The 1388-nt window shown below is 32.1% G+C and carries 2 protein-coding genes; both read right to left on the bottom strand.

The features are described from left to right. Positions 1 to 76 precede the first annotated feature (76 nt). Positions 77 to 649, bottom strand: a complete 573-nt coding sequence (locus QUH73_RS20705; RefSeq protein WP_289532350.1) for a hypothetical protein — start codon at positions 647 to 649, stop codon at positions 77 to 79. 6 nt (positions 650 to 655) lie between these two features. Continuing rightward, positions 656 to 1126, bottom strand: coding sequence for a hypothetical protein (locus tag QUH73_RS20700; RefSeq protein ID WP_289532349.1), 471 nt, complete (start codon positions 1124 to 1126; stop codon positions 656 to 658). Between the last annotated feature and the right edge of the window lie 262 nt (positions 1127 to 1388).

Genomic DNA, 1388 nt, shown 5'->3' with positions numbered 1-1388 from the left:
TGGTGTGAAAGCCTCTCCCTGCTAATGATTACTAGCGGGGCGGGCTATTCGATTACCTGCTGGGCGTTTGTATACTTTATATTTCTCCAGCCTGTTTTAATTCTTCTCTTGCTTCAGCAGTCAAAATTATGCTCATAATATTAACATTTTTCGAATCATTGTATCCAAGTTCTTTTCGCAATTCCTTCAAGAATTTATCGCCATCTTTTAGTAAACTAAATGTTTCTGGGTTTTCCTGACTATTCACGAGTTTGGAATCAAAATCTATATATTTTTTTATTAATCTATCGCTTCCCCAATTCATCAATCCCTTCTTAAATAGAAGCATTTCTTCTTCGGCTTTTCGAGAAAGTCCACTTTGTCCTTTTTTGATTTTGAAAAGCATCTCAAAATATGAATTGTAAAAATGTTCAAAGACCTTTTGTTTCTCTTTCAAAATATGTAATTCATATTCTCTTTCTCTTGCTTTCTTATTATTTATACTCACAGTCAAAACAGACGTAAATGCTGCAACAATTATCGCAACAATCCCTAAAATTGAAATCTTAGACTGCAAATTATCTACATAGAAAATTCCCCAAATAAGAAATCCAACTAGGAGTAGAAATAGAAAAAGCATCCAAAATTTAGAAAATATATCTTTTTTCATTTTTCTTTATTTATGTGTTAAACTATATTTAGGTGACTCTGTTTTATTATTAAATTCTGGCAAACATCCGAAATTTTCAACATATTCGGCAAAACAGTCGTATTCAAATTTTGCGACTTCTCCCATTATTCTTAAATCTTTTGGGGCATTTGATTTTACATCACATTCAAATGAACAAACTGAAACGTAAAGTTTATCCAAAAGTTCTTGATAATTTTCATATTTAAACCTAAATCTGTCAGCTCCACCGTGTCCTTTTTTTCCAATGATTGTATTATCAAATTGTTTTAAACGTCCTTTTAAACCCGCTTTAGAATTTGTCATTCCAACATAGCTGATTTTAGGTATCCATTCAAAATTTTGTTCTGACAAATCTGTTTCTGATATTGCAATGCAATAAATTCCCGGATATTTAATTCCATTTAAAGAATTTCTATCTTCCCATTTTGTCCATTGTGAAAATTTCTTATCTATCATTCGGTTATCTTTTTCGCCTTGCAGGTAACGCTAAGTATAAGAAACGTAAGTGGTTTCGAAGCACTTACCTATCAATTTACACTGAGCCAAATTTGCGATTAGACACAAATATAATAATTTAAAACAAACCGTCAAATCGTAAATTTGGCGGAGCTAATTAAATGTGCAAAAGCCTCGTAAACCACTGAGCCACTTATGTTTTTTATACATTGTGTGTGCCCTGCATGAGCATGATCACACCCACCGAAAGGTTGTTGAAAAT

Source organism: Labilibaculum sp. K2S, assembly GCF_030372765.1.
Taxonomy (GTDB): Bacteria; Bacteroidota; Bacteroidia; order Bacteroidales; family Marinifilaceae; genus Labilibaculum.
This window is presented reverse-complemented; position numbering and strand designations above follow the sequence as displayed.

Bases quoted from the DNA above. Each gene is read 5' to 3' on its own strand.
- QUH73_RS20705 (WP_289532350.1), bottom strand. From the start codon at position 649: ATGAAAAAAGATATATTTTCTAAATTTTGGATGCTTTTTCTATTTCTA.
- QUH73_RS20700 (WP_289532349.1), bottom strand. From the start codon at position 1,126: ATGATAGATAAGAAATTTTCACAATGGACAAAATGGGAAGATAGAAAT.